Below are 25,872 nucleotides of genomic sequence, written 5' to 3'. Positions count from 1 at the left end.
GGCGATTTCGCGCGGCCGGGCGGCGGGGGAGCGGCGGCCTAGGCGAGAGCGAGCAGTCCGGCGGCGGTCAGCGCCAGCGCCAGGCCCACCCACTGCACGGGGGCGATGCGCTCGCGCAGCACGAGCGCCGCGAGCAGGATCGTCCCGGCCGGGTACATGGCCACGAGCACGCTCATCACGCTGAGCTCGCCGAGCCGCAGCCCGATCAGGATGAGCACGTTGGCGCAGGCGTCGCAGAGCCCGCCGAGCATGGCGAGCAGCAGTCCCGCGCGCACGGTCGGCGACAGCGTCCGCGGCCGCACCGGAAGTGCGCGGGCGGCGCCGACCCCTGCGCCGACCCCGGCCCCGACCCGGCGCACCCCGATCCGCCAGATCAGCACAGCGGCGGTGCCCATGATGAGCGCGTTCACGAAGCGGCCGACGATGAGCGGGTTGATGCCGCTCTCCTCCGGGGTGAGGTCGATCAGGATCAGGAACACGCCGATGGCCGCGCCGCTGCCGATCGCCATCGGAACGCCGCGCAGGCTCGGCCGCACCGCCCCCTTCTCCGGCACGAAGCCGACGAGCACGACGGCGATGAGCGCGAGGCCGAGCGCCCCATAGCCGACGGGGGAGAGCGACTCGCCGCGGGCCAGGCCGACGCTCATCGGCACCAGCGCGGAGACCACCGCCGTCAGCGGCGACAGGATGCTCATCGGCCCGAGGGCCAGGCAGGCGTAGAGGAGCGGGAGCGCGACGGCTCCTGCCAGTCCGGCGAGCACCCCGAGGCCGATCGCGGATGCCGACCACTCCCCGCCCAGCCAGGGCAACGTCAGCGCGAGCGCGGTCAGGCCCGCCGCCGCCGCGATGGCCGAGGTCGGCAGTGCGGTGATGCGCCGAGAGGCCAGCCCGCCGAAGAAGTCGGCCGTGCCGTACGCCAGCGCGCCGGCCAGGCCAAGGATCGAGAGGAGCATGAGAGCTTCAGAATAGCCTGCGCAGCCCCCTGCTCAGATGAGCAGGAAAGGGAACAATCTGCTTAAGTGCAGAAGAAAAATCGAGGTTCCCTCTTGGCACGACTCACAGGGAACCCTAAGCTGCCGATGACCCCCATCAGAGGGCCAGTCTGCCGTCCCGATCGGCTCGCCAGCGCGGTCACGCCGCGGTATTCGGCGCGCCGGAATGCGGCACCACTAGGACAGGAGATCTCGTGCACCAGAAACACAGCTCCCGGCCCCGGAGGCTCGGAGCGCTCGCCGTCACCACGACGGCCGCGCTCGCCTTCACGGCCTTCGGCGCCGCACCGGCCTTCGCGGCCGACCCCGCCGCCCTCGCCACCCACACCATCGCCGACGTGCAGGGCTCCGGCGCGGCCACCCCGATCCCCGGCCAGACCGTCACCGTCGACGGCATCGTCACGGCCGACCACCGCACGGGCGGCTACCGCGGCGTCTACGTGCAGACGCCCGGCGTCGGCGGCGACGTCGACCCGAGTCCCGGGGCATCCGACGGCATCTTCGTGTTCCTCGGCAACAACCCGGCCGCCGGCATCGCGATCGGCGACCAGGTCACCGTCACCGGAGCGGTCAGCGAATTCAGCGCGGTCACCCAGATCACCGCGAGCGCGGCCGGGGCCGTCGCTCTGGTCACGGCCGGCGTCGGCCTGCCCGCTCCCGTCCCGCTGCCCGACAGCGTGCGCGGCGACGCGCGCGAGGCGTATGAGGGCATGCTGGTCGCCCCGACCGGCAGCTACTCGCTGGCGTCGAGCCACAGCCTGTTCTCCTTCGGCGAGCTCTGGCTGAACGCCGGGGCAGCCCCCGCGATCAAGAACACCGAGCTCGTCGGTCCGGGTGACGAGGCCACCGCCATCGCCGCGGCCAACAAGGGCGCCCGCCTCCTCGTCGACGACGGCTACAGCGCCCGCGTCGATGCCGCGGCGCACGTCGGCGAGCAGCCCTACTTCAGCAAGGACACCGTCGTCCGGAACGGGGACACCGCCGTCTTCCCGGACGCCGGCATGGTGCTCAGCTACGCCTTCAACGAGTGGCGCCTGCAGCCCCAGCTCCCGCTGACCGACAGCAGCGACGCCGCGCTCAAGGTGTCGTTCACCCCGGTGAACGTCCGGCAGGATGCCCCGCCCGCGGTCGGCGGCGACGTGAAGCTCGCCTCCTTCAACGTGTTCAACTACTTCACGACGCTCTCCTCCGTGAACTCCGGCGCCCGCGGCGCCGCGACGCAGGCCGAGTTCGACATCCAGAAGTCCAAGATCGTCGCGGCCATCAACGGCCTGGACGCCGACGTCGTCGCCCTGATGGAGATCGAGAACTCGGTGAAGCTGGCCACGCCGGCCGACATCGACCACGCCCTGAACGACCTGGTCGCCGGCCTCAACGCCGCCGCCGGGTCCGAGGTCTGGGCCGCGGTCCCGACGCCGACCGCGCTGAACGACGCCGCCATCACCGACTTCATCACGAGCGCCATCATCTACAAGAAGGAGGCCGCGACGCCGGTCGGCGCGAGCAAGACCGTCATCGACGAGACCGTGTGGGACATCGCGCGCGAGCCGATCGCCCAGACCTTCACCCTCGGCGCTCGGACCGTCACCGTCGTCGCGAACCACTTCAAGTCGAAGTCGGCGCCGAGCGGAAACACGGCGCCGGAGCCGGCCGACGGGCAGGGCTTCTTCAACGCCGAGCGCACCGAGCAGGCGCAGGCCCTGCTCGCCTTCAGTCAGCAGCTGCAGGCGGACTCGGGCAGCGATGACGTGTTCCTGATCGGCGACTTCAACGCCTACGCGCACGAGGACCCGATCAACGTGTTCACCTCTGCCGGCTGGAGCGACCTCGTCCCGGCGAAGGCGCCCGGCCAGTACACCTACACCTTCAACGGCGAGCTCGGCTCGCTCGACCACGTGCTGGCCTCGCCATCCGTCGCCCCCCGGGTCACCGGTGCCGGCGTGTGGGGCATCAACTCGCCCGAGTGGGGAGACCGCGGCTACGAGTTCGCGGCCACGGAGGCCGGAACGCCGTTCCGGTCCAGCGACCACGACCCGATCGTGGTCGGCCTGAACAGCGAGGCCGTTCCCGTCGACATCAACGTCGTCACGGTGAACGACTTCCACGGTCGGATCGAGCAGCTCGCACCCTCCGGCGGTGCCGCGGTGCTCGCCGGCGCGGTCAAGCAGATCCGCGACGCGAACCCGAACACGGTCTTCGCCGCGGCGGGCGACCTGATCGGTGCCTCCACCTTCACCTCCTTCATCCAGCAGGACAACCCCACGATCGACGCGTTGAACGCCGCCGGGCTCGATGTGAGCTCCGTCGGCAACCACGAGTTCGACCAGGGCTTCGCCGACCTCACCGACCGGGTGATCCCGCGGGCCAACTGGGAGTACCTCGTGGCCAACGTCTACGACAAGACGACGGGCAAGCCGGCGCTGGACGAGTACTACACCGAGACGTTCGACGGTGTCACCGTCGGATTCATCGGCGCGGTCACCGAGGAACTGCCCTCGCTCGTCAGCCCGGCCGGCATCGCCAACCTCGAGGTGCGCGACACCGTCACCGAGGTGAACCGGGTGGCCGACCAGCTGCGCGACGGCGACGCGTCCAACGGTGAGGCGGATGTCATCATCCTGCTCATCCACGAGGGTGCGACGACCACGGCGATCAGTTCGGCCACCGACCCCAACTCGGCATTCGGCAAGATCGTCACCGGCGTCGACTCCGACGTCAACGCGATCGTCTCCGGGCACACGCACCTCGCATACAACCACGTGATCGACGGGCGACCGGTGATCTCCAGCGGGCAGTACGGCGAGAAGTTCGGCCTGATGGACATCTCGGTGAACCCGCAGACGAAGGAGCTGCTGGAGATCAGCAACCAGACGCTGCCACTGATGAGCGACCCGATCCCGGCGACTCCGACGACGCCGGCCGTGCCGGCGAAGCCGCTCTACCCGGCCGTGCCGGAGGTGCAGACCATCGTCGACGACGCCGTGGCGGTCGCCGCGGTGCTCGGCGCGAAGAAGCTGGGCGACATCACCGCCTCGTACAACCGCGCCAAGCTCGCCAACGGCACGACGGAGAACCGCGGCGGGGAATCGACGCTCGGCAACTTCGTCGCCGACGTGCAGCTGTGGGCGACGCAGAGCGCCAACGCCCAGATCGCCCTCATGAACCCGGGCGGGCTGCGCACCGACATGCCGTACGCGAGCTCGGGGCCGACCGACCCCGACGGCAACGTCACCTACCGCGAAGCCGCCATCGTCCAGCCATTCGCCAACACCCTGGTGGCGATGGACCTGACCGGTGCCCAGCTGCGCGCGGTGCTGGAGCAGCAGTGGCAGCCGGCGGGCGCGTCGCGGCCGTTCCTCAAGCTCGGCGTCTCGGAGGGGCTGGTCTACGACTACAACCCCGCCGGCGCCAGCGGGGCACGCATCGGCACGATCACGCTGAATGGGGCGGTCATCGATCCGGCGGCGAGCTACCGGGTGACGGTGAACTCGTTCCTGGCATCCGGCGGCGACAACTTCACGGTTCTCGCAGCCGGCACCAACCGGGCAGACACCGGCAAGGTCGACCTGGCCGCCATGGTGGACTACCTCGCCGCCAACTCGCCGGCCGCGCCCGACTACGCCCAGCGGGCCGTCGGCGTGGTGTTGACGCCGCCCGCTGCGGCGGCCGGCTATGTCGCCGGGGAGAGCGTGACCGTCACGCTCAGCTCGCTGGCATTCGGCGACGCGTCCACGCCGGCCCCCGGCACCGTCAACCTCTCGCTCGGCGGGACGGTGCTCGCATCCGCCCCCGTCGACGCCACGGTCGGTACCGCGGTGTTCGACGAGACTGGCACCGCGACCGCCCAGATCACGATCCCCGCCGGCATCGACGGTGTGCAGCAACTCGCTGTCACGGTCGCGGCCACGGGGACCGCGGTCAACGTGCCGATCACGATCCAGAAGGTCGTCGCGCCGGTCAAGGTGTCCAGCCTCACGGTCGGGGCGCCGAGCAAGCTGCTCGCCAAGGCGGGATCCACGGTCCAGTACACGGTGAGCGTGCTCGCCGTCTCCGGTCCGCGGCCGACCGGAACGGTCGAGGTGCTGGACGGCAACAAGGTCATCGCGACGATCCAGCTGACCGCGAAGGACAAGGGCCAGGCGAAGGTGAATCTGCCGAAGCTCAGCAAGGGTGTCCACCTGTTGAAGGCCCGCTACCTCGGCTCAGACACGGTGAAGGCCTCGACCGGCCTGACCCTGCCGCTGATCCTCTGGTAGCAGCGCAGCAACGAGGAGGCCCCTCCCGGTCCACGACCGGGAGGGGCCTCCCTGTTCCCGTGGGCGCCGGCCGCGGGTCGTGTCGGTCAGCGGGCGCCGGCCCGGGCGTGTGTTGCGCGCGCGATAAGGTTGAGGCATGACGAGCACACGCTGGGCGCGGTTCACGCGCGGGTGGCTCGTCGCCCTGTTCTCGGTTTTCGTCGCGGCGCTCTCGCACAGCTTCGCCGGCGGTGTCACGCCGGGCTGGCTGGCCATCGTGCTCTCGCTGGCGTTCGCGTCCATGCTCAGCATCGGCCTGTCCGGCCCGAAGCGCCCGGCGCCCGGCCGCACCGGCCCGGCTCCGTGGCGGGTCCTGCTCTCCGTCGCCGGCAGCCAGATCGTCTTCCACGGGCTGTTCAGCCTGTTCGGCGGCCAGCTGGCGGCCGCCCCGCTCGCCGGGACCGGGCACGCCGGACACCACCTGAGCTCCTCCGAGATCGCCGCCCAGCTGTCGGCGATCGCGCCGGCCGGCATCGCGCCGGTCCTCGGCAGCGCGCACCACGACGCCTGGATGCTGCTCGGCCACACCATCGCCGGCCTGCTCACCGTCGCCGCGATCCTGCGCGGCGAGCACGCCCTGCGCGGCCTGTTGCGCACCGCCGGACTCGCGCTGAACGCCCTGGCCGTGCGCCCGATCGTCCTCGCCCCGATCCCGGATGCCGCGCCGGCCCGCCCCGCCGTGGCCGCCGTGTGGATCCCGCGCCCGCTGGACGTCGTGCAGTCCGCGCTGCGGCACCGTGGACCGCCGGCGCTCGCGCGCGCCTAGCGCCCCACCGCGTCATCCACACTTTCTTCGCCGAACTCTGACCGGCCGCGCGCCGTGCGCTCTGCACTGCGCGGCGGCCCTCGGCACCACACCAAGGATTCTCATGACCAGTCGTACCCGCTCCACCCGCACCCTCGCCGTCGCCGGCCTCGCCGCCGGAGCCCTGCTCGCCGTCGGCGCGCCCCTGGCGGCATCCGCCCACGTCGGCGTCACCCCGAGTGACACCGCAGCCGGCTCCTACTCGCTGCTGACCTTCTCGGTCGGCCACGGCTGCGACGGCGCCGCGACCACCCGCATTGCGATCGACATCCCCGAGAGCATCGTCAGCGTCACCCCGACGGTCAACCCCAACTGGACCATCGAGAAGGTGAAGACGGGCGAGGGGGATGCCGCCCGCACCTCGCAGGTCGTCTACACCGCCATCGCGCCGCTGGAGGACGGCCTGCGCGACACCTTCGTGCTCTCGGCCAAGCTGCCGGCGGAGGCCGCCGGGGACACGCTCGAGTTCCCGGTGCTGCAGACCTGCACGGTCGGCGAGACCAACTGGAACGAGACGACCGTCGCCGGAGAGGCCGAGCCGGACGCCCCCGCGCCCGCCTTCACGCTGACCGAGGCGTCTGCGGAGGGTGACGGCCACGGCCACGGCGGCGCGGCGACCGAGAACACGAGCGGCGACGCGTCCGCGACTGCGGCAGGCGACAGCTCCGTGGCCCCGGCCGCGCCGAGCGCCGATATCGTCGCCCGTGTGCTGGGCGTCGTCGGCCTCGTCGTCGGTGCCGTCGGCATCGCGCTGGCCGTCATCACCCGCCGTTCAGCAGCCTCGAAGTAGGCGGTGGCAGCATGCTCGGCATGAAGAACCGTCGTAGCGGCGCCTCGATCGCGCTCGCCCTGGCACTGGGCGTCGTGCTGTTCGGCGCCGCCGCGCCCGCCTCCGCGCACAACCAGGTGCTCGACACCGTTCCGGCCGCCGACTCGGTGGTGACCGAGCAGCCGGGCACCTTCTCGGTGACCACGAGTGACGCCCTGTTGCAGGCAGAGTCCGGCAATGCCATGGTCGTCAGCGGGCCGGCATCCGACCCGCGCTACTACGGAGAGGGCTGCGGCGTCGTCACCGGCGGGACGCTCGCGCTCGACGCCCAGCTCGGCGAGCCCGGCACCTACACGGTGACCTGGCGGGGCATCTCGGTCGACTCGCACGTGATCTCGGACTCCTACGAGTTCGAGTGGGCGCCGGCCGCCGGCGTCGAGCTCGCCGCGGGCACCGTCGAGCCGAGCTGCGCTGCTGCGAGCTCGGGTGATGGCCAGACCACAACCGCGCCGGATGCCGGCAACAGCGGCAGCGAGCCGGCCGTCGCCCTCGGCGACGTGCTCTGGATCGGCGGCGGCATCGTCGCGGCGCTGCTCGCCGTCCTGCTCACCGTGGTGCTGGTGCGCCGCAAGAGCTGACACGCGCAGCACGAGCGAAGCGGCCCGGGTTCTGTGGAACCCGGGCCGCTTTCGCGTCGGCCGCTCGGCCGACGGTGTGCACTCAGTTGCTCGGCATCAGCACCGAGTCGATCAGGTACACGGTCGCGTTGGCCGTGTGCACGCCGCCGCAGATCACGTTGGCGTCGTTGACCTTGAGGTTGTCGCCGCTGCCGGTCACCTCAACGGTGCCGCCCTCGACGGTCGTGTGCGTGCCGACGATGGCATCCGGAGCGATCTGGCCGGGCACCACGTGGTAGGTCAGGATGCTGGTCAACAGGGCCGAGTCGGTCTTCAGCGTGTCGATCGTGGCCGGGTCGATCATCGCGAACGCGTCATCGACGGGGGCGAACACGGTGAACTCCGAGCCGTTGAGCGTGTCGACCAGGTTGACGTCGGGGTTCAGCTGGCCGGAGACCGCAGCGGTCAGCGTGGTCAGCATCGGGTTGTTCGACGCGGCCACGGCGACGGGGTCCGCCGACATGCCCATGATCGAGCCGTCGCCGGTGGGGACGGCCTCTGCGTACGCCGCGCAGCCGGGGCCGACGAGATCGGCGGCCGGGTCCGCCGTCATCGCCTGCGGGGTGCTGCTCGCTGAGCTGTCCGGGCTGCTCGAGCCGGAGCCGGTCGTTGACGCGCCCATGGAACAGCCGGCCAGGGCGAGCGTCGCGACGGCCGCGACCGAGAGGGTGGTGAGCGTGCTGCGGGTGAAGTGTCGCATGGAAGATCTCCTTCGATAGTTCGGCGGATGCCGGGGCCCACGCGCTGTGAGGGGCTCGACAGGGGATTCGGCGGCATCCGCGGATCGGATTGGTCGAATGCGCAGAAAAGTTCGGGCAATCTTTTCCGGGCGCCGCACCGAACCCTTGGCAGCCGAATTCTCGGCCACCGTTTCGAGAGGAAATCGTGCTCACCCTCGCACTCATCGGCTTCGCCGGAGGCCTCATCACCGGCATCTCGCCGTGCATCCTGCCCGTGCTGCCCGTCATCTTCCTGTCGGGCGGCGTGCAGAGCGCGCGCACCCAGGCGGGCGCAACGGATGCCGCGCCCGCCGCCCCGTCCCGCTGGCGGCCCTACCTCGTGATCCTCGGCCTCGTCGTCAGCTTCAGCGTGTTCACTCTGATCGGCTCGCTGATCCTCGCCCTGCTCGGGCTGCCGCAGGACGTGCTGCGCTGGGCCGGTCTCGTCGTGCTGGTGCTGATCGGCGTCGGGCTGATCGTGCCCCGCTTCGAGGCGATCTTGGAGAAGCCCTTCGCGTGGATCCCGAAGAGGGATGTCGGGACAGAGCGCGGCGGCTTCGTTCTCGGCCTCGCCCTCGGAGCCGTCTATGTGCCCTGCGCCGGGCCTGTGCTGGCGGCCATCACCGTCGCCGGCTCGACGGGGCGCATCGGCCTGGAGACGGTCGTGCTGACGGCGAGCTTCGCCGTCGGCGCCGCGCTGCCGCTGCTGGTCTTCGCGCTCGCGGGACGCCGGGTCGCCGAGCGGGTGCGCAGCTTCCGCACCCATCAGCGCGGCATCCGCATTACCGGCGGAATCGTCATGATCGCCCTCGCCATCGGCCTCGTCTTCAACGTGCCGCAGCTGCTGCAGCGGCTCGTGCCCGACTACACCGGCGCGCTGCAAGACCAATTCGGCAACTCGGAGCAGGTCGACAAGGCGCTCGACCTGGGCGGGCTGGTGAACGAGCAGAACAAGGACCTCGACCAGTGCACGAACGGGGCGAGCAGCCTGCAGAGCTGCGGCACCGCTCCCGACATCACCGGCATCCAGCAGTGGTTCAACACCCCGGGAGACGCGCCGCTCGCACTCGACCAGTTGCAGGGCAAGGTCGTCCTGATCGACTTCTGGGCGTACTCCTGCATCAACTGCCAGCGCTCGGTGCCGCACGTCGTCGCCTGGGACAAGGCCTACCGGGCCGCCGGGCTTGAGGTGATCGGCGTGCACTCGCCCGAGTACGCGTTCGAGAAGGAGCCCCGCAACGTGGTGGCCGGGGCTGCGGCCCTGGGCATTGACTACCCGGTCGCCCTCGACAACAGCCTCTCGACCTGGACCAACTACCGCAACCGCTACTGGCCGGCGCACTACCTGATCGACGCCGACGGCACTGTGCGGCACATCACATTCGGTGAGGGAGGCTATGTCGACACCGAGAAGCTGATCCGCGAGCTGCTCGTCGCGGCGAACCCGGGTGTGCAGCTGCCCCCGGCCACCGAGGTCGCCGACACCACGCCGGGCGCCGGGGCGACGACCCCCGAGACGTACCTCGGAACCACCAAGGCCGTGAACTTCGCCGGGGCCGAGAAGTACTCGGCGTCCACGAGCCTGTTCAGCCTGCCGGCCGAGCAGCCGAAGGACAGCTTCGCCCTCGCGGGCGGGTGGGCCCTCGGCACCCAGTCGATCGAGCCGACCGCCGCCGGGGCCGCGATCCGGCTGAATTACAGCGGCAGCGAGGTGCGCATGGTCCTCGGCGGCAGCGGGACGCTGACGGTCACGGTCGACGGCGTCGACCACGCCATCGAGGTGAGCGGCGTGCCGCGCTCCTACGAGCTACTGAAGACGGATGCCGCGGCATCCGGCACCCTCACCGTGAAAGCGGCGCCGGGGGTGCAGGCCTTCTCCTTCACCTTCGGATAGACCAAGGCACCCCGCCCGCTGGTCGAGTAGGCGCGCCAGCTCTCCTGCCCGCTGGTCGAGTAGGCGCGCGAGCTCTGGCGCCCGCTGGTCGAGTAGGCGCGCCAGCGCCGTAGCGAGACCCGGTTTCCAGCGAGAAACCGAGCATCGCGCCAGGCGGCCCCGGCACCTCTCGCCCGAGCTGTCAGGGCCGCCGGTTACACTCAAAGCGTGACTTTTCTAGCGGAACCAGACTGGGCTGACGAGGGCTTCCCGCCTCCCCCCGAAGACGACTGGGCTCCGCCGGAAGACGGCTGGGTGCCACCGGAGGACCCGCACTTCGCGCAGGCCCCGGCCAGGGCGTACGCGGCCGCCGCGGCGACCCCCGCTCGCCCGGCGCCGGCGAAGTTCGCCAGTGCTGCAGAGGCGCTGCACACGGTGTTCGGCTACGAGTCCTTCCGCGGCGAGCAGGCCGCCATCATCGAGCAGCTCGCGGGCGGCGGCGACGCCGTCGTGCTGATGCCCACCGGAGGCGGCAAGAGCCTCTGCTACCAGATCCCGTCGCTGCTGCGCGAGGGGACGGGCATCGTCGTCTCGCCGCTGATCGCGCTGATGCAAGACCAGGTCGACGCACTGAACGCCGTCGGCGTGCGCGCCGCCTACCTCAACTCCACCCAGGACCCCGGCACCCGGGCATCCGTCGAGCAGGCCTACCTGGCCGGCGAGCTCGACCTGCTCTACATCGCGCCGGAGCGCCTCGGCACCGAGCAGGCCAAGCAGTTCCTGGCCCGCGGCCACGTGGCCCTGTTCGCGATCGACGAGGCGCACTGTGTCTCGCAGTGGGGGCACGACTTCCGCCCCGACTACCTCGCCCTCGGCGAGCTGGCCGAGCGCTGGCCCGACGTGCCGCGCATCGCGCTCACCGCGACGGCGACGGATGCCACGCACAAGGAGATCACCTCCCGGCTGCACCTGCAGCGCGCCGCGCACTTCGTCTCCAGCTTCGACCGGCCGAACATCCAGTACCGCATCGTGGAGAAGAACGAGGTGCGCAAGCAGCTGCTCGACTTCATTCGCACCGAGCACGCCGGCGACGCGGGCATCGTCTACGCCCTCTCGCGGGCGACGACCGAGAAGACGGCGGCCTTCCTGCAGGCCAACGGCGTGAACGCGCTGCCCTACCACGCGGGCCTCGACGCCGGCGTGCGCGCCCGCACCCAGTCCCGCTTCCTGCGCGAGGACGGCATCGTCGTCGTCGCCACGATCGCCTTCGGCATGGGCATCGACAAGCCCGATGTGCGCTTCGTCGCCCACATCGACCTGCCGAAGTCCGTCGAGGGCTACTACCAGGAGACCGGCCGCGCCGGCCGCGACGGCGACCCGTCGACGGCCTGGCTGGCCTATGGCCTGCAAGACGTCGTGCAGCAGCGGCGCATGATCGACTCCTCGCCGGGCGACATCGCGCACAAGCGCCGCATGGCCGCGCACCTCGACGCCATGCTCGCGCTCTGCGAGACGGTGGAGTGCCGCCGCGTCAACCTGCTCAGCTACTTCGGCCAGTCGAGCGCGCCCTGCGGCAACTGCGACACCTGCCTGGCCCCGCCCGCCTCCTGGGACGGCACCGTGCCCGCCCAGAAGCTGCTCTCGACCGTCGTGCGGCTGCGCCGCGAGCGCAACCAGAGCTTCGGAGCCGGCCAGATCGTAGACATCCTGCGCGGCAAGCAGACGCCGCGCACCAGCCAGCACAAGCACGAGGCCCTGGCCACGTGGGGTATCGGCGCCGACCTCAGCGACCAGCAGTGGCGCGGCGTCGTGCGCCAGTTGCTGGCGCAGGGCCTGCTGGCCTCGACCGGCGACTACGGCACCCTGGCGATGACGGATGCCGGTGCGGAGGTGCTCTCCGGCAACCGCGCCGTCTCGCTCCGCACGGAGCCGGAGCGCACCGCGTCGCGCAGCACCCGCTCGAGCAAGCAGGCCGCGGCGCTGTCCGACCTCAGCCCGGCCGGTGTCGAGCTGTTCGAGGCGCTGCGCGCCTGGCGCTCCGAGACCGCCAAGGAGCTGGGCGTGCCGGCCTACATCGTGTTCGGCGATGCGACGCTGCGCGCCGTGGCGTCGGCGACGCCGCGCTCGCTGGCCGCTCTCGACGGCATCACCGGCATCGGCGCCAAGAAGCTGGAGGCCTACGGCGACGCCCTCGTCACGGTGGTCTCCGCCTTCGCCCCCGCCGGCTAGCCCCACCCGTTGGTCGAGTAGCGAGGAACGAGCGTATCGAGACCTCGCACGGGGCCCAGTTTCCCGCCGGACTCCGGGTCTCGATACGGCCCTAGCGGGCCTACTCGACCAGCGGGAAGGGCCCCTTCCCCGTTGGTTGCCCCCACCCGTTGGTCGAGTAGCGAGGAACGAGCGTATCGAGACCTCGCACGGTGCCCAGTTCCCCGCCGGAAACCGGGTCTCGATACGGCCCTGGCGGGCCTACTCGACCAGCGGGAGTCTCGCCACCCCCACTCCCCGTTGGCTCGAGGGAGCCTGCGACCGAAGCCAACCCCGCCGCCCCACCCGTTGGTCGAGTAGCGAGGAACGAGCGTATCGAGACCTCGCACGGGGTCGAGTTCCCCGCCGGAAACCGGGTCTCGATACGGCCCTGGCGGGCCTACTCGACCAGCGGGAGCGGCCTACTCGCCCAGCGGGAGGGGCCCACTCCCCGTCGGCTCGAGGGAGCCTGCGACCGAAGCCGGCACCGCCGCCCTCCTTGCCGTGTGTCGGTGCCCGGTCGTAGCCTCGTCGCATGGACGAGACGATCACCCTCCGCCCCTGGAGCGACAACGACTTCCCCGTGCTGGAGCGCAGCAACACCCCGGCGATGACGGTCTTCCTCGGCGGGCCGGAGTCCGACGAGGCCCTGCGCAACAGGCACGCCCGCTTCCTGCGGCTCTGGCAGGAGGGCGAGGCGCGCATGTTCGTCGTCGAGTCCTCGCGTGAGCCGGAGTCGGTCGGCTCGATCGGCTACTGGAAGAAGCAGTGGCAGGGCGAGGACGTCTACGAGACCGGCTGGAGCATCGCGACCGCCTACCAGGGGCGCGGCCTCGCCGCGCGCGCCCTCGCGGCGTGCGTGGCGGATGCCGCGGCGCAGGGCGACCGCCCGCTCCTCCTGGCCTTCCCGCGCACCGACAACGTCGCGTCGAATGCCCTCTGCCGCTCGGGCGGCTTCACACTGCGCGGCGAGGCGGACTTTGAGTACCCGAAGGGCAACCCGATCCGCTCCAACGTCTGGGCCTACGACCTCACGTCGCTGCCGTCGGGCGGCTAGTTGAGCCTCTTGCTCATGTTCACGGCGGCGATGCGATAGCCGAGCGTCTCGTAGAGCGCCTGCGCCCCCGTGTTGAACCCGAACACGTTCAGGCCGATCGACTGGGCGCCGAGCGCGCGCGCCTCCGCCTCGCCGAGCTGAAGCGCCTGGCGGGCGTACCCGTTCCGCCGGTGCGCCTCGGCGATCTCGACGTCCCACACCCACCAATCGCTCGTGCTGCCGAACTGCGGTCCGATCCACAGATACCCGACGACGGTGCCGCCGGCATCCGGGATGACCACGTCGAAGACCTGGTGCAGCGGCAGCGGGGCGCCGGTGCCGAAGAAGCGCTCCGTCGACTCGGCGGCGCGCAGGCCCGCCAGTTCCTCGGATTCGCCCGCCTCGATGCGCGAGAGCCGGAAGGCCTCCTGCGAGGCGAGGATCCACTCCGCGAGCCGGTCGTCCGGCATCGGTGTCAGCTGCACGTTCATGCCTCGATGATCCCACGCCCGGGTGGGCAGCGGGGCGCCCCGCTGCCATTTTCCCGCGCGCGCTCAAAAACCAAACGTCATTCGGGTTATGCTGCGTGGTGTGCAGCGTTGCGCGCCCGATCGACTTCGGAGAAGTCGCCGAGAGAGGACACCATGACAGAGTCGTCTGAGACTATGACCACGGATGCCACGGCATCCGCCCCCATCGACCCGAGCTTCCGCGATGCGAGCCTGCCCATCGACGAGCGGGTCGAGCGGCTGCTCGGCCAGATGACGCTGGAGGAGAAGGCCGGCCTGTTCTTCCAGACCATGATCAGGATGGGTGAGAACGGCCAGCTCGCCGAGGCCGACGCGGCCTTCGACCTGCCCTCGACCGACGACTACGTCAACGGCCTGCAGATGACGCACTTCAACCTGTTCGGCTCGGCGCCGAGCGCCGAGCTCATGGCGGAGTGGCACAACCGCCTGCAGGAGCTCGCCGCGAGCACCCGCCTCGGCATCCCCGTCACCCTCTCCACCGACCCGCGCCACTCCTTCAGCGACAACCCCGGCGTCGCCATGAACGCCGGCCCATTCTCGGAATGGCCGGAGGCCCTCGGCCTGGCGGCCATCGGCGACACGGCCGTGGTTGAGGAGTTCGGTGACATCGCCAGGCAGGAGTACCTCGCCGTCGGCCTGCGCGTTGCCCTGCACCCGCAGATCGACCTCGCCACCGAGCCGCGCTGGTCGCGCCAGGTGAACACCTTCGGTGAGAGCGCCGAGCTGAGCGGCGCCCTCGGCGCGGCCTACATCCGCGGATTCCAGGGCCCGGAGATCGGCCCGAGCTCTGTCGCCACGATGACCAAGCACTTCCCCGGCGGCGGCCCGCAGAAGGACGGCGAGGACCCGCACTTCCCGCACGGCCGCGAACAGGTCTACCCCGGCGACAACTTCGAGCACCACCTCAAGCCCTTCGAGGACGCCTTCGAGGCCGGCACCAGCCAGATCATGCCCTACTACGGCATGCCCATCGGCACCGAGTACGAAGAGGTCGGCTTCGGCTTCAACAAGAGCGTCATCACGGGCCTGCTGCGCGAGCGCTACAAGTTCGACGGCATCGTCTGCACCGACTGGGGCCTGATCACGGACTCCGAGTTCATGGGCCAGCCGTTCCCGGCCCGGGCCTGGGGCGTCGAGCACCTGAGCCCGCGTGAGCGCATGATCAAGGTTCTGGAGGCGGGCGCCGACCAGTTCGGCGGCGAGGACGTCCCCGAGCTGCTCATCGAGATCGTCCGCTCCGGCGACGTCAGCGAGGCGCGCATCGACGAGTCCGCCCGTCGTCTGCTGCGCGAGAAGTTCCGCCTCGGGCTGTTCGACGCGCCCCTCGTCGACGTCGCCAACGCGGCGCGCACCGTCGGCAACGAGGAGTTCCGTGCCGCCGGGGCTGCCGCCCAGCGCGCGGCGATCACGGTGCTGACCAACAGCACCTCGGATGCCGGCGCGCCCACGCTTCCGCTGGCCCGCGGCATCCGCGTCTACGTCGAGGGCCTCGACGCCGAGGTCGCGGCGGGCTACGGCACCGTCGTCGCGACGCCCGCAGAGGCCGACGTCGCGATCGTGCGCCTGCAGGCACCGTTCACGCCGCGCGACAACCACTTCGAGAACTTCTTCCACCAGGGCACGCTCGACTTCGACGCCGAGACCATCGCCCACGTCCATGAGCTTGCCGCAGTCGTCCCCACCGTCATCGACGTGTTCCTGGACCGCCCGGCGATCCTCACCCCGATTGTCGGGAACGTCGCCGCGCTCGTCGGCAACTTCGGCGCCAGCGGCGCCGCGTTGCTCGACGTGTTGTTCGGGGAGTTCACTCCGCGTGGCAAGCTGCCGATGGAGCTGCCGAGCAGCATGGCCGCCGTCGAGGCGAACCGCCCCGACGTGCCGTTCGACACGAAGGACCCGCTGTTCCGCTTCGGCCACGGCCTGAGCTACTAGGCGCCAGCGCCAGCGCCGGTGCCGGCGAGCGCACGCAGAACGGGCCGCACCCCACCAGGGTGCGGCCCGTTCTGCGTGCGCGGCCTAGGGCTTCAGCATCCGCACCCGGCTCAGGGCGTACACCGCATAGCCGAAGAGGATCGTCACCGCCGCGATGAGCAGGCAGTACACGGCGACAGAGGCGTACCCGGTGGCCGGGTCGAGGAACGGGTACGGCACCCAGCCGTCGGTCGCGCCGCGGAACAGCACCACGGCGAGCCAGACCAGAGGGTAGATCAGCATCACCCACAGCTTGGCGAACGGCAGCTTCGCCTTGTCGCCGAACAGCAGCCAGTCGAGCGCGGCGTAGATCGGGATCCAGATGTGCAGGATGTCGTTGGACCACTGCACGTTGAAGGCGCCCTCCAGGCCCGCGCCGGTGAGCAGGGTGTTGTAGACGATGCCGACGATCGCCAGCAGCACCGTCGCCAGCGCGCGCAGGTAGACCAGCCAGAGCGGCTGGGCCCGCCCGGCGAAGATCACGAGCGCCGACAGCCCGAACGCGACGGCGCCGATCAGGTTGCTCTGGATGGTGAAGTAGCCGAAGAAGTTGAACGGGTTGACCGGCCCGAGCGAGGCGGAGTGCTGGTACTGGCCGATGATCGCCACCACGATCGCGACGGCGGCAATCGCCCGGAGGCTTGCGAACAGTATCTTCACGGATCCACTCCCTGTTGCGACGCGCACCCGACGCGCACGCTCGAGCCTGAGCGTAGCGAATCGGCGCCAGGCAGACGTGCGGCGCGCAGCGCGCAGCGCGCAACAGATCACGCGGTCGGCACGATTCCCGTTGGCGTCCTCAGCACTACGCTGAGCGCAGCGGGAGGCCGCCCGCACGCAACGGGTGAGGGAGCAGCGCATGCACAGCACATCCTTGAATCGTCGCCCGGGCGGAGTGACGCTCGTCGCCGTTCTCGCCTGGATCTCGGGAGCCCTGGACATCGCGGGAGGCGTGTTCCTGCTCTTCATGCAGAACGATCCGGCGGTGGTGAGCTCCTTCGGGGGCACGTCGGGTCTCATCACCTCGGCCGTCGTGGGCATCCTGCTCGGCGTCATCGTGGTGGCGGTCGCCAACGGCCTGCTGCGGGGGCGGAACAGTTCGCGCCTGATCATCACGGTCGTGGAGGTGCTCTCGATCACGACCGGCATCTTCCTGGCGATCGCCGCGCCCACGCTCCTCTCCTCCGAACTCGTCGGCGTGCTCTTCTCCGTGATCGTGCTGGTGCTGCTCTGGTCGCGGTCGGCCAACGCCTATTTCATTCCCTGACCGCCCGATTCCGTTGTGGACACCCTCCGGCATCGTGGGGGACTTCTTGTGGGGTTCACACAGTGCCCCGGCGTGCGTCCGGGCGCATCTTTGTAGCCCGCTGACGCATCATTGGCCCCCGCCTGCCGCACCTCATAGCGTGGAGGCAGATTCGTTCCCACGCGAAGAATGAGGACCAAAGATGGTTGACACCGCTCGCAGCACCGCCCCCGCAGACGACATCGTGACGCAGGCCGCCCCGGCCCCCGCGGCCGTGACGGACACCGGCCCGGTCCAGATCGCCGGCGCCCCGGGCTCCCCGCGGGTCGATACCGCCAAGCTCGGTCGGCAGCTGCTGGGCAGCTGGCCAGAGGAGCGCCTCGCCTCCCGCGAGCTCGCCGGCCGCCCCGAGATGCAGCGCATCGAGGGGCAGAGCAAGGAGGAGCACCGCGAGCGCGTGCTCGGCCAGCTCAAGCTGCTGGTGGAGAACGGCCAGGTGCTCCGGGCGTTCCCGGAGGCCCAGGGCGGGCACGACGACCACGGCGGCAACATCGCCGGCTTCGAGGAGCTCGTGCTGGCCGACCCGAGCCTGCAGATCAAGTCCGGCGTGCAGTGGGGCCTCTTCGCCGCCGCGATCCTGCACCTCGGCACCACCTACCACCACGAGACCTTCCTGCCCGGCGCCATGAACCTCGACGTGCCCGGCGCGTTCGCCATGACCGAGATCGGCCACGGCTCCGACGTCGCCAGCGTCGCCACCACGGCCACCTACGACGAGGCCACCCAGGAGTTCGTCATCCACACCCCGTTCCGCGCGGCGTGGAAGGAATACCTCGGCAACGCGGCCGTGCACGGCAAGGCCGCGACGGTCTTCGCCCAGCTCATCACGAACGGCGTCAACCACGGCGTGCACGCGCTCTACGTGCCCATCCGCGACGACAACGGCGAGTTCCTGCCGGGCGTCGGCGGCGAGGACGACGGCCTCAAGGGCGGCCTCAACGGCATCGACAACGGCCGGCTGCACTTCACGAACGTGCGCGTCCCGCGCGTCAACCTGCTCAACCGCTACGGCGACGTCGCGGAGGACGGCACATACACGAGCCCGATCGCAAGCCCCGGCCGCCGCTTCTTCACGATGCTCGGCACCCTCGTGCAGGGCCGCGTCTCGCTCGACGGCGCGGCCGCCGCGGCATCCGCCATGGGCCTGACCATCGCCATCAAGTACGGCGCGGAGCGCCGCCAGTTCACGGCGGGCAGCGACACCGACGAAGAGGTGATCCTCGACTACCAGCGGCACCAGCGCCGACTGCTGCCGTTGCTGGCCACCACCTACGCCGCGTTCTTCGCGCACGACGAGTTCCTGGTGAAGTTCGACGCCGTCTTCAGCGGCAAAGCCGACAGCGACGCCGACCGCGAAGACCTGGAGACCCTGGCGGCCGCGCTCAAGCCGCTCAGCACCTGGCACGCGCTGGAGGCCCTGCAGGAGTCCCGCGAGGCCTGCGGCGGCGCAGGCTTCATGGCCAGCAACCGCCTCGTCGGCCTCCGCCAGGACCTCGACGTCTACGTCACCTTCGAGGGCGACAACAACGTGTTGCTGCAGCTGGTCGCCAAGCGCCTGCTCACCGACTACGCCAAGAAGTTCGCCAAGGCGGATGCCGCGACCGTCGCCCGGCTGGTCGCCAGCCAGGCCGCCGACCGCGCCTACCACGGCAGCGGCCTGCGGAGCCTGGCCCAGACCGTCGCCGACTTCGGCTCGACGGCCCGCTCCGTCGACCACCTGCGCGACGCGAATGCGCAGCGGGAGCTGCTCACCGACCGGGTCGAGACGATGATCGCCGGCGTTGCCGGGGTGCTGCGCGAGGCCAAGGGCATGAGCAAGACGGATGCCGCCGCGCTGTTCAACTCGCAGCAGAACGAGCTGATCGAGGCCGCCCGCGCCCACGGCGAGCTGTTGCAGTGGGAGGCCTTCACCCGGGCCCTCGACACCTGGAACGCCTCGACCGACCCCGGCACCACGCAGGTGCTCACGTGGCTGCGCGACCTGTTCGGCCTCGGCCTGATCGAGAAGCACGCCGCCTGGTACCTGATCAACGGTCGCCTCTCGCCGCAGCGCGCCCAGTCGGTCACCGCCTACATCGATCGCCTGCTGGGCCGCCTGCGCCCGCACGCTGTCGACCTCGTCGACGCCTTCGGCTACGGCCCGGAGCACCTGCGGGCCACAATCGCCACCGGCATCGAGAAGGAGCGCCAGGACGAGGCGCGCGCCTACTACGCCACGCAGCGGGCATCCGGAACGGCGCCGCTGGACGAGAAGGTGCTCGCCAAGGCGGCGGCGAAGGCGGCCAAGGAGGCTGCCAAGGCCGCTCCCAAGGCCGCTCCCAAGGCCGCCCCCAAGCCCACCGCCAAGGTCGAGAAGTAGTCGGCCGTGCGGTTCGGCTACAGCCTCGGCTACTGGCGGCAGGGCCCGCCGGCCGGCGCTCTCGACGCCGTGCGCGAGGCCGAGCGCCTCGGCTTCGACTCCGTCTGGACCAGTGAGGCCTACGGCTCCGACGCGTTGACGCCGCTCGCCTGGTGGGGCGCTCAGACGGAGCGCCTGAAGCTCGGCACCGCGATCATGCAGATGTCGGCGCGGGCGGCCACGGCCACCGCGATGGCCGCCATCACCATGGACCACCTGAGCGACGGCCGCTTCATCCTCGGCCTCGGCGCCTCCGGGCCGCAGGTCGTCGAGGGCTGGTACGGCCAGCCGTACCCGAAGCCGTTGGCGCGCACTCGCGAGTACGTCGACATCGTGCGCCAGGTGCTGGCCCGCGAGGCGCCGGTCACGAGCGACGGCCCGTTCTACCCGCTGCCGTACACCGGCGCCGACGGCTCGGGGCTCGGCAAGCCACTCGTCTCCACGGTGCACCCGCTCCGCCGCGACCTGCCGATCTACCTGGCCGCTGAGGGCCCGAAGAACGTGGCGCTCTCGGCCGAGATCGCCGACGGCTGGCTGCCGTTCCTGTTCTCCCCGCAGCAGAGCGCGGAGGCGGAGGCGCAGTTGGCCGCGGGCTTCGCGCTCCGGTCCGGCGAGCGCTCGCCGGCATCCGCCTTCGAGGTGGCCGTCACCGTGCCGGTCGTGCTGAACGACGACGTCGAGAAGGCGGCGGATGCGGTGCGCCCGACGATCGCGCTCTACGTCGGCGGCATGGGCGCCAAGGGGGCCAACTTCCACCGCGACGTGGTGGCCCGCATGGGCTACGAGGCCGAGTGCGACACCATCCAGGAGCTGTTCCTCGCCGGGCGCAAGGAGGAGGCCATCGCGGCCGTGCCGACCCGCCTGGTCGAGGAGATCGCGCTGATCGGGCCCGCCGCGAAGATCCGTGACGAGCTGGCCCGCTGGGAGGAGTCGGTGGTCACGACGATCCTCGTGCAGGGCGATGTGCGCACGGTGCGCGGCGTCGCCGAGCTGCTCGGCTAGCGCGCGCCCTCCTCCTTGCGGGTTCGGCGCAGGCCGAGCATGTAGGGCAGGCCGAGGCCGGCCGCCGCGAATGTCCGGCCGAGCCGGTTGGACCAGCGCGGCGCCGGCAGCGGGGCAACCGCCTCGAGGTCGTCGCCGGTGAGATCCCCGATGTCCAGGACGAAGGCGCGCGCGGTGCCGATCCCCTCGAGCTCGTCGGAGATCTCCTGCACGGCGCCGGGCATCGGGCGGTCGCCCGCGCCGTAGAGCTCCTCGGAAAGCAACACGTACTCGGGGATCGTGACCGGGTTCTTCAGCCAGCGGTGGGCGAGGATGACGTCGATGCCGACGAGCTTCTGCCGCTGCCGGATCGTCTGGGTGGCGACATCGCCGATGTGGGCGACGAACTTCAGCTTGAGGTTGGCTGCACCCTTGCAGCCGGTGCACGGGCAGAGGTTCGCGGCGACGTTCTGGCGTTCCAAGTGGAACGCGCGGTGCATGGCGAGGGCGACCTGGAGGAGCGCCGTGACGGTGTCCTCCGGGTCGGGCGCATCGGCCTGGCGCGAGAGGAAGGCGGCGTCGCCCTCGATCTCGATGAGGTCGTAGCCCGGGGCGGCGTCGATCATTTTGTCGAGCATGCGCGCGGTGTTCACCTCGGCGTGCGCGAGGCTCATCCGATGGGTGCTCATGTAGTCGGTGTACCCGCCGATGTCGGCAATCAGCAGGACCGCACGCCCAGATTCCATGGGCCAAGGATGCCACCAGCACCCGGGATCCTCAATCGGCAATCCGCACCAGGTCCGGCGGTCACGGGCTGACGGGCGGCTCCTCGTGCGGCTCCCTCGGCTCGTAGCGCTGCAGCATCTCGTCGACGGTGCTCGTCGCCTGCCGTGCGCTCGGCGTGTAGCCGAGCACGACGGAGAGGAAGCGGCCGGAGTCGAGCGCACGCAGGCGCAGCTCGCCCCTGGCCAGCACGGAAGCCGTGCGGCGCGTGCTGCGGAGCAGTGCGATCTCACCGAAGCCCTCCCCGGGGCCGAGCGTCGCGACGAGCCGGCCGTCGCCCACCACCTCGGCCCGTCCCGCCTGGATCAGGTAGTACCTGTCCCCGACGTCGCCCTGCTGGAACACCCACCGGCCCGGGGGCACGACGACGGGCTCCAGGCCGCGGGCGAGCCGTTCGACGGCGGGCAGCGGGAGGGCGGCGAACATGGGCACCCGCCGGAGCAGCGCGGCATCCGCGTCGAGCATGTCGACGAACCGGTCCAGGCCCCGCAGCCGGCGCCAAGCTGCCGCGGCGAGCAGCGGGCAAACCAACCCGATCGCGATGAGCGTGGTCTGCACGCCCGCCCACTCCACCAGCAGGGAGGCGGCGATGGCCCCGATCCCGATGAACACGGTGACGAGGGCCTCCAGCACGCCGAAGACGCGTGCCAGCACCTCGTCGGGAGCCCGCCGGGCGATCAGGGTGAAGCCGGCGACGTCGATCAGGGCGTTGCCCACGCCGACGAAGGCCAGCAGCCCCAGCGCCGCGGACTGCTGCGGCACGAGCCCGACGAGCGTGAGCGGGAGCCCCCAGAGCGCGACTCCGACGGCGAACCAGGCGCCGAGGCGCCCGGTGCCGACCAGCAGGGAGGCCGCGAGCGAGCCGAGCACCGCGCCGACCCCGACGGCGGCCATCAGGGCGCCGACGCCGGGCTCGCCGGTGCCCAGCAACTCGATCGCCACGACCACCGAGAGCACGGTGAGCGCGCCCCGGGTGAGGGCCTGTGCGGCGGCGAGTCCGAGGATCAGCGTGAGGTCGCGGTCGCGGGCCACCACACGGATGCCCTCTGCCGCCTCGCCGAGCAGGTTCGGGCGCCGCCCGGCGGGCGGGCGGGGCGGGGCCTCATAGCGGAGCCGCACGAGCAGCGCGGCCGCCCAGAATGAGGAGGCGGCGGCGACCGCGAACACGACGGACACCCCGGTGAACTGCAGCAGCACCGCAGCCAGCAGGGGGCCGACGAGCGTCGCCGCGGAGTCGAGCAGCCCGCGCACCATGTTGGCGCTGGCCAGTTCGTAGCCGGTGCGGCAGAGCGACGGAAGCAGCGCAGAGTGCGCGGGCCGGTAGAGGGTGGCGGCGATGGTCGAGAGCACGGCGAGCACGTAGATGACCAGCGGCGGGCCGGCCAGGGCGGCGATGACCGCGGCTCCGGCCGTCGCGACGCCGCGCACCGTGGAGACCAGGATCAGCACCCGCTCGCGCCGCCCGCGGTCGGCGAGCGGCGAGAGCAGCGGGGCGAGGATCGCCGACGGCACCATGCGGAGCAGCCCGACCAGGCCGAGGGCGGCCGCGCCGCCGTCGCGGTAGGCGACGATGCCGAGCGCGACGGTGAAGGCCCACTCGGCGGTCCACGCCCCGAGGAAGCTCAGCTGGGCCCGGCGCAGGTCGGGATTGCGCACGTTGCTGGTGAAGGCGGCGGCCGCCTGGCCGAGCCTGTTCCGGCGTCCGTCGCCTCCCATGAGTGGAGTCTAGAACTCGGATGCCGCCGCGCTCCACGCCCGCGTGGGCCAGAGGGAGCGTGCGACTGAAGCCAACGCCCCGGGGACTCGCATTGCCCGTGGGCTCGAGGGAGCGCCAGCGACCGAAGCCAACAGCTCCATCCGGAAACCCGCGCTACGCCTTCTTCGCCGCAGCCTTGGCCGCCTTCTTCGCCTCGCGCACCCGGGCGAGCGTCTCGGCATCCGTGATGTCGGCCACCGAGTGGCAGGTGTCCTCGCCACCATACGGCCCGGCCGCCTCCCGCCACCCGGCGGCCTTCAGCCCGCGCTGCTTGCCGAGCAGCGCCAGGAAGATGCGTGCCTTCTGCTCGCCGAAGCCGGGCAGCTGCTTCAGCCGGGTGAGCACCTCGGCCCCGCTCGGCGGGTTGCCGTCGGCCGTCGGAGCCGTCCAGATCGCCTCGGCGTCGCCGCCCCAGTCGCGCTCGATCATGCCGCACAACTCCTGCATCCTGGCCGCCATCGAACCGGGGAAGCGGTGCACGGCCGGGGTCTGCCGGCAGATCTCGACAAACGCCTCCGGGTCGTAATGGGCGATCGTCGCGGCATCCAGTGTGCCGAGGCGCTGCCGCAGCTTCTCCGGCCCGGCGAACGCCGTCTCCATGGTCACCTGCTGGTCGAGCTGCATTCCGAGCAGCAGCGCCAGCGGGCTGGAGTCCAGCAGGGCGTCGCTGGCCGCGTCTCCGGTCAAGTACATGTTCATCTCATTCCACTTCGGTCATTGTCGTCGAGACTGCTCGACTTGTAGTTCGGACGCCTCCCAACTACAAGTCGAGCAGTCTCGGCGAGGGGGCGGGGGAGAGGGGGAGGGGGAGAGGGTGAGGGAGGGCGGTCAGAGCAGGCCGAGGGCGCGGACGGCGTCACGCTCACCGGCGAGCTCGGCGACCGAGGCATCGATGCGCGCGCGCGAGAACTCCGAGACCGCCAGGCCCTGCACGATGCGCAGCCGCCCGTCGACCGACTCCACGGGGAACGAGCTGATCAGCCCCTCCGGCACGCCATAGGAGCCGTCGGAGGGCAGCGCGACCGAGGTCCAGCCCGCGCCGGGGGAGGTGCCGCCCACCCAGTCGCGGACATGGTCGATCGTGGCCGAGGCGGCCGAGCCCACAGACGAGGAGCCGCGCACCTCGATGATCTCCGCGCCGCGCTTGGCCACCCGCGGGATGAACTCCTCGGCCAGCCAGCGCTCCGCGGCATCCGCCCCGCCGAAGCGCTCCGCGAGCAGGGGGAGCACGGGCGCCCCATCGAGCGTCGCATGCGAGACGTCGGGGTACTGCGACGCCGAGTGGTTGCCCCAGATGGTGACATCGCGGATGCCGCCGACCGGCGCGTCCAGCGCTGCGGCGAGCTGCCCGAGCGCCCGGTTGTGGTCCAGCCGGGTGAGCGCCGTGAAACGCTCGGCCGGCACGTCCGGCGCGTGCGCGCTCGCGATGAGCGCGTTCGTGTTCGCCGGGTTGCCGACCACGACGACCCGGACGTCGTCGGCGGCGCCGGCGTTGATCGCGGCGCCCTGCGGCCCGAAGATTCCGCCGTTGGCCGCCAGCAGGTCTGCCCGCTCCATCCCGGGGCCGCGCGGGCGCGCGCCGACGAGCAGCGCGACGTTCACCCCGTCGAAGGCGGCCGTGGCGTCATCCGTCACGTCGACGCCGGCCAGCAGCGGGAAGGCGGCGTCCTGCAGTTCGAGCGCCGCGCCCTCCGCCGCCTTCAGGCCTTGCGGGATCTCGAGCAGCCTGAGCCGCACGGGCACATCGGCGCCGAGCATCTGCCCGGACGCGATGCGGAACAGCAGCGCGTAGCCGATCTGGCCGCCGGCCCCGGTGAGTGTGACGGTAACGGGAGTCTCTGAGTTCGCCATAGTCCAGACTAACCACGAGCGCAGCCGAGCTTCGAGGAGAATTTCGATTGGCGTCGCACCGTGCCGGCCCGCCCGGCGTCAGTGCCGGTGCGCCCCGGCGGGCTTCAGCGCCCGCAGGCGCAGGTACTTCCGGCGCATGGACACCGCCGCGTGCACGGTGTTGGCCAGGAACATCGCCGCGTAGACCCACACGAAGACCTCGGGGGTCCCCCAGAACAGGAAGATCCAGCACAGCGTGCCCATGTCGGTGGGAATCAACACCAGCGACTGGCGGATGCCGGCCGACTCGCTGGCGGGCGTCGCCGTGCCCGAGAGCTGCTCCGACAGGATCTGGCTCATGAACTGCCCGACGCTGACCAGGCAGTAGGCCACCGCAACGACGAGCGGCCAGGTGCCGAGGCCGGGCACCGCGGAGAGCCCGATCAAGACTGCGAGGTGGATGGCGGGCGTGCGGATCGCATCGACCACGTGGTCGAGCCACTCCCCGGCCGGGCTGCTTCTGCGGCTGAGGCGGGCCACCTGCCCGTCGGCCGAGTCGAGCACATAGCCGGCCGCGAGCAGCCCGGCCACGGCGAGGCCGAGCGGGGCCGACTGCGGCACGAGGACCATCAGCGCCAATGCCGCGAACGACAGCACAGCGGAGATCGTGGTGACGGCGTTCGCCGACCAGCCGAGGGAGTAGGCGGCGGCCGCGGCGAACCGGGCCAGCCGGCGGTTGACCCAGCGGGTGTAGGCGGGAACCCCGGCCCCCGGCTTCTGCGCGGAACGGAGCCCGTCCAACGCGGTGCTGAACCGCCCACGCGGGGCCGGCGCGAGTGCCGCCCCCGAGGCGCTCGTCGCGAACGGCGACGCCTCGGCAGCTACTTCGAGTGAGCTCATGTCC

General features: G+C 71.2%; 20 protein-coding genes. 11 read left to right on the top strand and 9 right to left on the bottom strand.

Annotated elements, in window-relative coordinates; all coding sequences use genetic code 11:
- Positions 1-38: 38 nt before the first annotated feature.
- Positions 39-953, bottom strand: coding sequence for an EamA family transporter (locus tag GY24_RS03910; RefSeq protein WP_104474458.1), 915 nt, complete (start codon positions 951-953; stop codon positions 39-41).
- Between the two features lie 233 nt (positions 954-1,186).
- Here GY24_RS03910 and GY24_RS03905 point away from each other — a divergent pair, with 233 nt between their 5' ends.
- From GY24_RS03905 to GY24_RS03890, 4 genes are all read left to right on the top strand, one after another.
- Positions 1,187-5,248 carry an ExeM/NucH family extracellular endonuclease gene (locus tag GY24_RS03905; RefSeq protein WP_104474457.1) on the top strand — a complete coding sequence of 1,354 codons (4,062 nt, stop codon included), beginning with the start codon at positions 1,187-1,189 and terminating at the stop codon, positions 5,246-5,248.
- A gap of 136 nt (positions 5,249-5,384) precedes the next feature.
- Positions 5,385-6,053: a hypothetical protein gene (locus tag GY24_RS03900; RefSeq protein ID WP_104474456.1), complete on the top strand. Its 669-nt coding sequence runs from the start codon at positions 5,385-5,387 to the stop codon at positions 6,051-6,053.
- A gap of 103 nt (positions 6,054-6,156) precedes the next feature.
- Positions 6,157-6,882 carry a YcnI family copper-binding membrane protein gene (locus tag GY24_RS03895; protein ID WP_104474455.1) on the top strand — a complete coding sequence of 242 codons (726 nt, stop codon included), beginning with the start codon at positions 6,157-6,159 and terminating at the stop codon, positions 6,880-6,882.
- Positions 6,883-6,902: 20 nt separating this feature from the next.
- Positions 6,903-7,499 carry a copper resistance CopC family protein gene (locus GY24_RS03890; RefSeq protein WP_161498678.1) on the top strand — a complete coding sequence of 199 codons (597 nt, stop codon included), beginning with the start codon at positions 6,903-6,905 and terminating at the stop codon, positions 7,497-7,499.
- Positions 7,500-7,581: 82 nt separating this feature from the next.
- On the opposite strand, the gene GY24_RS03885 is transcribed toward GY24_RS03890, so the two are convergent.
- Entirely contained in the window at positions 7,582-8,238 is a 657-nt protein-coding gene (locus GY24_RS03885) for a fasciclin domain-containing protein (RefSeq protein ID WP_104474453.1), read from the bottom strand.
- Between the two features lie 185 nt (positions 8,239-8,423).
- Here GY24_RS03885 and GY24_RS03880 point away from each other — a divergent pair, with 185 nt between their 5' ends.
- The 3 genes from GY24_RS03880 to GY24_RS03870 all read left to right on the top strand — a co-directional run bounded on the left by GY24_RS03880 (position 8,424) and on the right by GY24_RS03870 (position 13,434).
- On the top strand, positions 8,424-10,151 hold the full coding sequence (locus GY24_RS03880) for a cytochrome c biogenesis protein DipZ (protein ID WP_104474452.1): 1,728 nt from the start codon (positions 8,424-8,426) through the stop codon (positions 10,149-10,151).
- 207 nt (positions 10,152-10,358) lie between these two features.
- Positions 10,359-12,359: a DNA helicase RecQ gene (recQ, locus tag GY24_RS03875; RefSeq protein WP_104474451.1), complete on the top strand. Its 2,001-nt coding sequence runs from the start codon at positions 10,359-10,361 to the stop codon at positions 12,357-12,359.
- A gap of 553 nt (positions 12,360-12,912) precedes the next feature.
- Positions 12,913-13,434: a GNAT family N-acetyltransferase gene (locus GY24_RS03870; RefSeq protein WP_104474450.1), complete on the top strand. Its 522-nt coding sequence runs from the start codon at positions 12,913-12,915 to the stop codon at positions 13,432-13,434.
- On the opposite strand, the gene GY24_RS03865 is transcribed toward GY24_RS03870, so the two are convergent.
- Positions 13,431-13,904 carry a GNAT family N-acetyltransferase gene (locus GY24_RS03865; protein ID WP_233279182.1) on the bottom strand — a complete coding sequence of 158 codons (474 nt, stop codon included), beginning with the start codon at positions 13,902-13,904 and terminating at the stop codon, positions 13,431-13,433. The genes GY24_RS03870 and GY24_RS03865 overlap by 4 nt on opposite strands.
- A 153-nt stretch (positions 13,905-14,057) precedes the next feature.
- On the opposite strand from GY24_RS03865, the gene GY24_RS03860 reads away from it, so the two are divergent.
- Complete coding sequence (locus GY24_RS03860) at positions 14,058-15,875, top strand: glycoside hydrolase family 3 protein (RefSeq protein WP_233279181.1); 1,818 nt, start codon at positions 14,058-14,060, stop codon at positions 15,873-15,875.
- A gap of 84 nt (positions 15,876-15,959) precedes the next feature.
- Here the strand turns inward: GY24_RS03860 and GY24_RS03855 are convergent, their stop codons facing one another.
- Entirely contained in the window at positions 15,960-16,574 is a 615-nt protein-coding gene (locus GY24_RS03855; RefSeq protein WP_133161099.1) for a Pr6Pr family membrane protein, read from the bottom strand.
- 199 nt (positions 16,575-16,773) lie between these two features.
- Here GY24_RS03855 and GY24_RS03850 point away from each other — a divergent pair, with 199 nt between their 5' ends.
- From GY24_RS03850 to GY24_RS03840, 3 genes are all read left to right on the top strand, one after another.
- The gene (locus GY24_RS03850; RefSeq protein ID WP_133161098.1) at positions 16,774-17,181 is read left to right on the top strand and encodes a hypothetical protein; all 408 of its coding nucleotides are present in this window, start codon (positions 16,774-16,776) and stop codon (positions 17,179-17,181) included.
- Positions 17,182-17,362: 181 nt separating this feature from the next.
- Positions 17,363-19,579, top strand: a complete 2,217-nt coding sequence (locus GY24_RS03845; RefSeq protein WP_104474446.1) for an acyl-CoA dehydrogenase family protein — start codon at positions 17,363-17,365, stop codon at positions 19,577-19,579.
- 6 nt (positions 19,580-19,585) lie between these two features.
- Positions 19,586-20,620: an LLM class F420-dependent oxidoreductase gene (locus tag GY24_RS03840; RefSeq protein ID WP_104474445.1), complete on the top strand. Its 1,035-nt coding sequence runs from the start codon at positions 19,586-19,588 to the stop codon at positions 20,618-20,620.
- On the opposite strand, the gene GY24_RS03835 is transcribed toward GY24_RS03840, so the two are convergent.
- The 5 genes from GY24_RS03835 to GY24_RS03815 form a co-directional block, all read right to left on the bottom strand.
- Positions 20,617-21,345, bottom strand: a complete 729-nt coding sequence (locus GY24_RS03835; RefSeq protein WP_104474444.1) for a DUF2652 domain-containing protein — start codon at positions 21,343-21,345, stop codon at positions 20,617-20,619. The genes GY24_RS03840 and GY24_RS03835 overlap by 4 nt on opposite strands.
- 61 nt (positions 21,346-21,406) lie before the next feature.
- Positions 21,407-23,098 carry an MFS transporter gene (locus GY24_RS03830; RefSeq protein ID WP_104474443.1) on the bottom strand — a complete coding sequence of 564 codons (1,692 nt, stop codon included), beginning with the start codon at positions 23,096-23,098 and terminating at the stop codon, positions 21,407-21,409.
- Positions 23,099-23,252: 154 nt separating this feature from the next.
- Complete coding sequence (locus GY24_RS03825) at positions 23,253-23,837, bottom strand: HhH-GPD-type base excision DNA repair protein (RefSeq protein ID WP_104474442.1); 585 nt, start codon at positions 23,835-23,837, stop codon at positions 23,253-23,255.
- A gap of 129 nt (positions 23,838-23,966) precedes the next feature.
- Positions 23,967-24,989: a malate dehydrogenase gene (locus GY24_RS03820; RefSeq protein ID WP_104474441.1), complete on the bottom strand. Its 1,023-nt coding sequence runs from the start codon at positions 24,987-24,989 to the stop codon at positions 23,967-23,969.
- Positions 24,990-25,067: 78 nt separating this feature from the next.
- A complete protein-coding gene (locus GY24_RS03815; protein WP_104474440.1) occupies positions 25,068-25,868 on the bottom strand; it encodes a CDP-alcohol phosphatidyltransferase family protein in 801 nt (266 codons plus the stop codon).
- Between the last annotated feature and the right edge of the window lie 4 nt (positions 25,869-25,872).

This window comes from Microterricola pindariensis (assembly GCF_002936985.1).
GTDB classification, from domain to species: Bacteria; Actinomycetota; Actinomycetes; order Actinomycetales; family Microbacteriaceae; genus Microterricola; species Microterricola pindariensis.
Note: the sequence above shows the minus strand (reverse complement) of the source record. Positions and strands in the feature narration are given on the sequence as shown.